The organism is Streptomyces sp. OZ13, assembly GCF_052068155.1.
Classification (GTDB): Bacteria; Actinomycetota; Actinomycetes; order Streptomycetales; family Streptomycetaceae; genus Streptomyces.
Map to the genome: position 1 here is coordinate 292,782 of NZ_JBQHCZ010000009.1, position 7,561 is coordinate 300,342.

At 72.9% G+C, this 7,561-nt stretch carries 9 protein-coding genes; 7 read left to right on the forward strand and 2 right to left on the reverse strand.

Annotated elements, in window-relative coordinates; all coding sequences use genetic code 11:
• The first annotated feature begins 5 nt into the window (after nucleotides 1-5).
• A complete protein-coding gene (locus ACTMTU_RS21885; RefSeq protein ID WP_441265194.1) occupies nucleotides 6-695 on the forward strand; it encodes a futalosine hydrolase in 690 nt (229 codons plus the stop codon).
• Nucleotides 692-1,570, forward strand: a complete 879-nt coding sequence (locus ACTMTU_RS21890; RefSeq protein ID WP_441265195.1) for a 1,4-dihydroxy-6-naphthoate synthase — start codon at nucleotides 692-694, stop codon at nucleotides 1,568-1,570. Before ACTMTU_RS21885 ends, ACTMTU_RS21890 begins: the two co-directional genes overlap by 4 nt.
• Before the next feature lie 96 nt (nucleotides 1,571-1,666).
• Here the strand turns inward: ACTMTU_RS21890 and ACTMTU_RS21895 are convergent, their stop codons facing one another.
• Nucleotides 1,667-2,050, reverse strand: a complete 384-nt coding sequence (locus ACTMTU_RS21895) for a cold-shock protein (protein WP_005315833.1) — start codon at nucleotides 2,048-2,050, stop codon at nucleotides 1,667-1,669.
• A gap of 181 nt (nucleotides 2,051-2,231) precedes the next feature.
• On the opposite strand from ACTMTU_RS21895, the gene ACTMTU_RS21900 reads away from it, so the two are divergent.
• A complete protein-coding gene (locus ACTMTU_RS21900) occupies nucleotides 2,232-2,480 on the forward strand; it encodes a hypothetical protein (protein WP_441265196.1) in 249 nt (82 codons plus the stop codon).
• On the opposite strand, the gene ACTMTU_RS21905 is transcribed toward ACTMTU_RS21900, so the two are convergent.
• A complete protein-coding gene (locus ACTMTU_RS21905; RefSeq protein ID WP_441265197.1) occupies nucleotides 2,459-3,103 on the reverse strand; it encodes an HAD family hydrolase in 645 nt (214 codons plus the stop codon). The two genes, ACTMTU_RS21900 and ACTMTU_RS21905, sit on opposite strands and share 22 nt — an antisense overlap.
• A gap of 135 nt (nucleotides 3,104-3,238) precedes the next feature.
• Between ACTMTU_RS21905 and ACTMTU_RS21910 the strand changes: the two genes are divergently transcribed.
• Genes ACTMTU_RS21910 through ACTMTU_RS21925 form a run of 4 tightly spaced genes read left to right on the forward strand, consistent with a single transcriptional unit; the run spans nucleotide 3,239 to nucleotide 7,134 of the window.
• Nucleotides 3,239-4,249, forward strand: coding sequence for a FecCD family ABC transporter permease (locus tag ACTMTU_RS21910; protein ID WP_441265198.1), 1,011 nt, complete (start codon nucleotides 3,239-3,241; stop codon nucleotides 4,247-4,249).
• On the forward strand, nucleotides 4,246-5,316 hold the full coding sequence (locus ACTMTU_RS21915) for a FecCD family ABC transporter permease (RefSeq protein WP_441265199.1): 1,071 nt from the start codon (nucleotides 4,246-4,248) through the stop codon (nucleotides 5,314-5,316). Before ACTMTU_RS21910 ends, ACTMTU_RS21915 begins: the two co-directional genes overlap by 4 nt.
• The gene (locus tag ACTMTU_RS21920) at nucleotides 5,313-6,143 is read left to right on the forward strand and encodes an ABC transporter ATP-binding protein (RefSeq protein ID WP_441265200.1); all 831 of its coding nucleotides are present in this window, start codon (nucleotides 5,313-5,315) and stop codon (nucleotides 6,141-6,143) included. Before ACTMTU_RS21915 ends, ACTMTU_RS21920 begins: the two co-directional genes overlap by 4 nt.
• A 13-nt stretch (nucleotides 6,144-6,156) precedes the next feature.
• Nucleotides 6,157-7,134 (forward strand): ABC transporter substrate-binding protein, encoded by a 978-nt coding sequence (locus ACTMTU_RS21925; RefSeq protein WP_441265201.1) that lies wholly within the window; start codon nucleotides 6,157-6,159, stop codon nucleotides 7,132-7,134.
• Nucleotides 7,135-7,561: the final 427 nt, after the last annotated feature.

Sequence of the window (7,561 nt, forward strand, 5' to 3'; positions counted from 1 at the left end):
ACACCGTGCGTGTGCTTGTCGTGACCGCGGTGGCGGCGGAGGCCGCCGCCGTCGTCGCGGACGCCGGTCCTCCGGATGCCGCCGCCGTGCCGCTCCCGGGCGGCTACGCGCTGACGCCCACCCCCGACTACGACGTGCTCGTCGGCGGGGTCGGCCCCGCCGCTGCCGCCGCGGCGACCGCGACCGCCCTGGCCGTGGCCCGCACGCCGTACGGTCTCGTCGTCTCCGCCGGGATCGGCGGCGGCTTCCCGCCGCACGCGCCCGTCGGATCGCTCGTCGTCTCCGACGCCGTCGTCGCCGCCGACCTGGGCGCCGACACGCCCGACGGCTTCCTGCCCGTCGACAAGCTCGGCTTCGGCCGTACCGTGCATCCCTCGCCCGCCGGCCTGTCGGCACTCGTCGCCGCGACCATCGGCGCCGCCCACGCGCCCGTGCTGACCGTGTCCACGGTCACCGGCAGCGCAGCCCGGGCGGCCGAGCTCGCCCGCCGGCACCCGCGTGCCGCCGCGGAGGCGATGGAAGGCTTCGGCGTCGCCGAGGCCGCCGCCGCCCACGGCGTGCCCGTCGTCGAGATCCGCGCGGTCTCCAACGCCGTCGGCCCCCGCGACCGCGCGGCCTGGCGCATCGGCGAGGCGCTGGCCGCTTTGCGGAAGGCGTTCCAGCAGCTCGCCCCCGTCCTTCAGGAGCAACCGTGACCCTGCGTATCGCGTACTCGCCCTGCCCGAACGACACCTTCGTCTTCGACGCCTGGGCCCACGGCCGGGTCCCCGGCGCGCCCGCGCTGGACGTGACGTTCGCGGACATCGACCTCACCAACGGATGGGCCGAGCACGGCGGCGCCGACGACTACGACGTGCTGAAGGTGTCGTACGCGGTGCTTCCGTGGGTGCTCGACGAGTACGCCCTGCTGCCGTGCGGCGGCGCGCTGGGCCGGGGCTGCGGCCCGCTGGTCCTCACGCGGGAGCCGGGCGCCGGGCGGACCTCCCGGGCCGGAGGCTCTGAGGGACTGAGCGGGAAGACGGTCGCCGTGCCGAGCGAGCGGTCGACGGCCTACCTGCTGTTCCGGCTGTGGGCCGCGGAGGTCGTGCCGGGCGGCGTCGGCGAGGTGGTCGTGATGCCGTTCCACGAAATCATGCCCGCCGTGCGCGACGGCAAGGTCGACGCCGGACTCGTCATCCACGAGGCCCGCTTCACGTATCAGGACTACGGGCTGCACTCACTCGCCGACATGGGCGAGTACTGGGAGTCCACGACGGGCCTGCCGATCCCACTCGGCGCGATCATCGCCAAGCGGTCGCTGGGGGAGGAGACCCTGCGCCTGCTCGCCGAGTCGGCCCGCACGTCCGTACGGATGGCCTGGGACGACCCGGAGGCCTCGCGGCCGTACGTGCTCGAGCACGCCCAGGAGATGGACCCGGCCGTCGCCGAGCGTCACATCGGGCTGTACGTCAACGAGTTCACCGCTGACCTCGGTGACGACGGCTACGCCGCCGTGCGCGGACTGCTCACACGCGCCGCGGCAGAAGGGCTCGTACCGCCCCTCGGCCCGGGCGCGCTCGACTTCGTCTGACGCACCGCGCGTTCACGCAACGACGACGCACCCGGCGCCGGGCCCGGAACTCCGGGTCCTTCCGCGCCGGGTGCCATGTCGTCGGCCGCGGGACGGCTACACGTCCAGCTGGTCCGCCACCGCGCGCAGCAGACCGGCGATCTTCGCGCCCTGCGCCTTGTCGGGGTAACGGCCGCGCTCCAGCATCGGGGTGATGTTCTCCAGGAGCGTGGTGAGGTCCTGCACGATGGACGCCAGCTCGTCCGGCTTGCGCCGCTGCGCGGCCGCCACGGACGGCGTCGGGTCCAGCAGCGTCACCGACAGTGCCTGGTCGCCGCGCTGGCCGGCCACCACACCGAACTCGACGCGCTGGCCCGGCTTCAGGGCCTCTACCCCGGACGGGAGTACGGAGGAGTGCACGAAGACGTCGCCGCCGTCGTCGCGGGAGAGAAAGCCGAAGCCCTTCTCGCTGTTGAACCACTTGACCTTGCCGGTAGGCACGTCTGTCCTCGTCCTCGTACTCGTTGGGCGCTGGGGCACCGCAAGTCGGTCCGCCGAAAAACGGCTCTTGATAGCACTACAGCGGGTCGCCTGACCCGCCACCCCCAAGGCTAATGGTCCAGAGGCTGGTGACAAGACGTCCCCGGTCGGTTCGTACGCGCAAGGGAACTACCCTGGCCGAATGACTGCTACTCCTCCCGCCACCGCTCCCGCCCCGGGCGACGGGCTGGTGCGTGCCGGTGCCGTCCTGTTCATCATCGGCGCCGTGGCCACTCTGGTCACGGTGGCCCCGCTGTTCCTGGGCACCGAGCCCTTTCCGACCGTCGCCTACATGGTGAGCATGCTGATGGGCGTCGGCTTCATGGTCGCCGCCGCGGGCGTGCTGCGTTCCATCGCCGCGCAGCGGCGTCAGGCCGGAACCGCGCGGTAGGAACGCAGCCACGCCGGGAACGCGGTCAGGTCGTCGAGGACCACGTCCGCACCCGCCGCGCGCAGTTCGTCCGCGTCGCAGGGACCCGTCGGCACCGCCACGGAGAGCGCGCCGGCGACCCGCGCGCCCCGCACGTCGCCGATGTGGTCGCCCACGTACACGCTCGCCCCGTGCTCGTGCAGCGCCTCCCCCTTGGCCTCCGCCCACAGCCAGCCGATCGTCTCGTCGGGCTCGATGCCGAGGTGCGCGAGGTGGAGCTTCGCGTTCGGCTCGTGCTTCGCCGTGACGACGATCGCCCGGCCCCCGGACTCCCGGACCGCGGCTATGGCCTCACGGGCACCGGGCATCGCGGGCGTCGGGGCGATCGCGTACACCGGGTACATCTCGCGGTACCTGTCGGCCGTCTCCTGGATCCGCCCGTCCGGGAACCAGTGCGCCAACTCCTGCTCCAGCGGCGGCCCGAGGCGCGAAACAGCCAGGTCGGCGTCGATCGGAACTCCCGTCTCCTCGGACAGCGCGCGAAATGCGGCCCGGATGCCCGGCCTGGAGTCGATGAGCGTCATGTCGAGGTCGAAGCCGACGGTCAGGGGGCGCGGGGCGGAGTGAGGGGCCATGGGGGTCATTGTGCCCGCCCGTAGGCACGCATTTTCGGACGCATAGACTTAGCCAAGCCTTACCAACCTCGGCCCGGTACCGGCGCTGCGCTCCGGCCTCGGCCCGTTCTCACGCCCGACACGACCGCACCTCGATTGGTTCCCATGTCAGCCAGACGCGCGCTCGCGGCCCGCCGCATCGGGTGGACGGCCGCCGCCGTCGCGGCCCTGCTGCTCGCGGTGCTGCTCAGCCTCGCGGTCGGGGCGCGCTCGGTCGCCCCGACCGCCGTCCTCGACGCCGTACTGAACGGCGGGCACAGCCCCGACGCCGAAGTCGTACGCGAGCTCCGGGTGCCGCGGACCCTCATCGGACTGATGGTCGGCGCGGCACTGGCCCTCGCCGGCACGGTCCTCCAGGGCATCACCCGCAACCCGATCGCCGACCCCGGCATCCTCGGCATCAGCCAGGGCGCCTCGGTCGGCGTGGTGCTGGCGATCGCCTTCGCCGGGGTGCACACGCTGAGCGGATACGTGTGGTTCGCCTTCGTCGGCGCGGCGATCGCCTCGGTCGCCGTGTACGCGATCGCCGCCCGTGGCCGGGGCGGCGCGACGCCCGTCAAACTGGCGCTCGCCGGCGCGGCGATCAACGCCCTGCTGGTCTCCGTGACGATGGGCGTCCTGACGACGAAGGCGGCGGCGCTGGACGAGTTCCGCTTCTGGCAGGTCGGCTCGGTCGCCGGCCGCGACGCCGAAGTGGTCGGCCAGATCTGGCCCTTCCTGCTCGTGGGCACCGTCCTGGTGATCTCCGTGGCCCGCGGCCTGGACGCGCTGGCGCTCGGCGAGGACATGGCGAAGGGCCTCGGCCAGAACGTCGCCACGGTACGGATCGTGGGCGGCGTCGGCGCGACCGTGCTCACCGGCGCCGGGGTGGCGGCGGCCGGCCCGATCGCCTTCATCGGCCTGGCCGTTCCCCACATCGCCCGCGCCGTCGTCGGCAGTGACCACCGGTGGGTGCTGCCGATGGCGGCCCTCGTCGGCCCGGTGATGCTGCTCGTCTCCGACGTCATCGGCCGGATCGTCTTCCCGCCCGGCGAGGTCCCGGCGGGCGTGATGACAGCGCTCATCGGTGTGCCGTTCCTCGTCACCCTGGTCCGCCGCAAGGCGGTGCCGGCATGAGCGCGGAGACCCTCACCGGCCGCCGGATCCGGCCCGCCGGCTACACCCTCGTCCGCACCGCCCGCGGCAGCTTCCTGCTGCACCGCCGCGCCGCCGCCATCGCCCTCGGCCTCGCCACGGTGCTCGCCGCGGGGTGCGTCGCCTACCTCAGCGTCGGCGAGAGCTTCGTCGCCCCCGCCGAGGTGCTCAAGGTCGTCCTCGGGCAGCCCTCGCCGGACGAACTCGTCGTCGGGACGCTGCGGCTGCCCCGGATGGTCCTCGGACTCCTCGTCGGCGCCGCCTTCGGCGTCGCCGGCGCGCTGATCCAGACCGTCGCGCGCAACCCGCTCGCCAGCCCCGACATCATCGGCATCAGCCAGGGCGCGAGCGCGCTCACCGTGGGCGCGATGACGTTCGGCGTCACCTCGTACTCGGTGCTGCCGTACCTGTCCGTCACCGGCGGCATCGTCGCCGCCGCGCTGGTGTACGTGTTCGCCTGGCGCGGCGGGCTGCACGCCACCCGGTTCGTCCTCATCGGCATCGGCTTCGCCATCGCGCTCCGCTCGGTCACGACGCTGTTCATGACCAAGGGCGACTACCTCGTCGCCCAGCAGGCACAGATCTGGATGACCGGGTCGCTGAACGGCCGCGGCTGGGAGGAGGCCGCGCCGCTCGGCTGGACGCTGCTCGTCCTGCTGCCCGCCGTGCTGTGGGCCGCCCGCGCCCAGCGCACCGTCTCCATGGACGACGACACCGCGACCGCCCTCGGCGTACGGCTCGGCCGGGTACGGCTAGGGCTCGTGCTCCTCGGGGTCGTACTGGCGTCGATCGCGACCGGCGCCGCCGGGCCCGTCGACTTCGTGGCGCTGCTCGCACCGCAGATCGCCCGCCGCATGACCCGCACCGCGCAGATCCCGCTGCTGTGTTCCGCGCTGCTCGGCGCAGTGATCGTCGTCCTCGCCGACCTCGCGGCCCGCCGGATGTTCTCGCCCACGGAGCTCCCGGTGGGTGTGCTGACGGCCGCGATCGGCGCCCCGTACCTGATCTGGCTGATCGTTCGCAGCCGCACCGTTGGAGGTAAGTCGTGAGCAGGCTGACGGCGCGCGAGCTGACGCTCGCCTACGAGGACCGCACGGTCGTGCACGAACTCGACCTCGCGGTCCCCGACGGCCGGGTCACCGTCATCGTCGGCCCCAACGCCTGCGGCAAGTCGACCACCCTGCGGGCGCTGGGCCGGCTGCTGAAGCCGAAGGGCGGCGCGGTCCTCCTCGACGGAGCGGAACTGTCCGCGATACCGACGAAGAGGATCGCCCGGTCGATCGGGCTGCTGCCGCAGTCCCCGGTCGCGCCGGAGGCCATCACCGTCGCCGACCTCGTGGCCCGCGGCCGCCAGCCCCACCAGCACTGGTGGCAGCAGTGGTCGCAGGAGGACGAACGCGCCGTGACCGACGCCATGGAACGCACGGACGTCACGGCCCTCGCCGACCGTCCCGTCGACGAACTGTCGGGCGGTCAGCGGCAGCGCGTGTGGATCGCGATGGCGCTCGCACAGGAGACGGACCTGCTGCTGCTGGACGAGCCGACGACGTTCCTCGACATCGCGCACCAGGTCGAGGTGCTCGACCTCGTACGGCAGTTGAACCACGAACGCGGCCGCACGGTCGTCGCCGTGCTCCACGACCTCAACCAGGCCGCCCGCTACGCCGACCATCTCGTCGCCATGAAGGCCGGCCGGATCGTCGCCGAAGGCGCCCCGGCCGACATCGTCACCGCCGACCTGGTCCGCGAGGTGTTCGGCATGGAGTCGGTCGTGGTCCCCGACCCGGTGACCGGGTCCCCGCTCGTCGTGCCGGGAGCGCCGTACGCCCCGCCGGGCCGGCCCAAGACCCCCACGTCCACCTCACAGTCCGTCTGAAAGGTTCCCGTTCATGAGCAGCATGCTTCGCCGCCGCGGCCTCCTCGCCGGTTCCCTGGCCCTCACCGCCGCGATGACGCTGAGCGCCTGCGGCGCGAACGACGACGCCGCCACCCCCTCCGACCCGGCGGCGTCCGGCGGCAAGCACACGGTGAAGACGGCCATGGGCGACATCGAGGTCCCCGACGCGCCGAAGCGCGTCGTCGTCCTCGACACCGCCGAGCTCGACTCCGCGATCACCCTGGGCGTGAAGCCCGTCGGCGCCACCCACGCCGGCACCGAGTCGGGCTTCCTCAACTACCTGCCCAAGGACAAGCTCGAAGGCATCACGGACGTCGGCGAGATGATGACCCCCAACCTGGAAGCCATCGCCGCGCTCAAGCCCGACCTGATCCTCACCAGCAAGATCCGCCACGGCGACAAGTACGCCGAGCTGAAGAAGATCGCGCCGACGGTGATGACCGAGACCACCGGCGAGCCCTGGAAGGAGAACTTCCGGACCCACGCGGACGCGCTCGGCAAGAAGGCGGAGGCGGCGAAGGCCGTCGCCGCGTACGAGGCGCACGCCGGAAAGGTCACCGAGGCGCTCGGCGGCAAGGAGAAGGCGGCGGCGACCGAGGTCAACGTCGTCCGCTTCGTCGAGGGCGCGGACATCCGCATCTACGGCAAGAAGAACTACATCTCGACGATCCTCGCGGACGTCGGCCTGGGCCGCCCGGCCATCACCGACAAGGCCAAGGACGGCTTCTCCTACGACGTGAGCCCCGAGAAGATCGACCTCGCGGACGCGGAGGTCGTCTTCCACTCGACGTACGGCGACCCGGAGAAGGCGAAGCAGAAGCAGACGCTGGACAGCGCGCTGTGGAAGAGCATGAAGGCGGTCGAGACCAACAAGGTGTTCGCGGTCGACGACGAACTGTGGATCCAGGGCATCGGCTACACGGCGGCGTCCCGCATCCTGGACGAACTCGAGGCGGACCTGACGAAGTAGCGAACGGGTCCCGCTGCGCGAGGGCGGGTTCCGCTGCGCGAGGGCGGGGGGCGTTGCCCGGAGGGCCTCGTCGTTGCGGGGGCTTGGGCCGCTGCGCGGGAGCGTTGCCGCGGGGGCGGGGCCGCTGCGCGAGGGCGGGGGGGGCGTTACCCGGAGGGCCCCGTCGTCGCGGGGACTTGGGCCGCTGCGCGGGGGCGTCGGGCCCCGAGCGTCGGCGCCACGGGCCCGCTGCGCGGGGCTTTCCCCCACCCCGCCCCTTCCCGAACCGGGGCAAGCCCCGGACCCCGGACCGCGCTCCGCGCGGTGTCCTCGAACGCCGGACGGGCTGACTGTGTCAGCCTCGCCGGCGATTGAGGCGCGGGGGTGCGGGGGCAGAGCCCCCGAAACACCGCGCGGAGCGCGGTGGCGGGTCCGGGCGGAGCCCGGT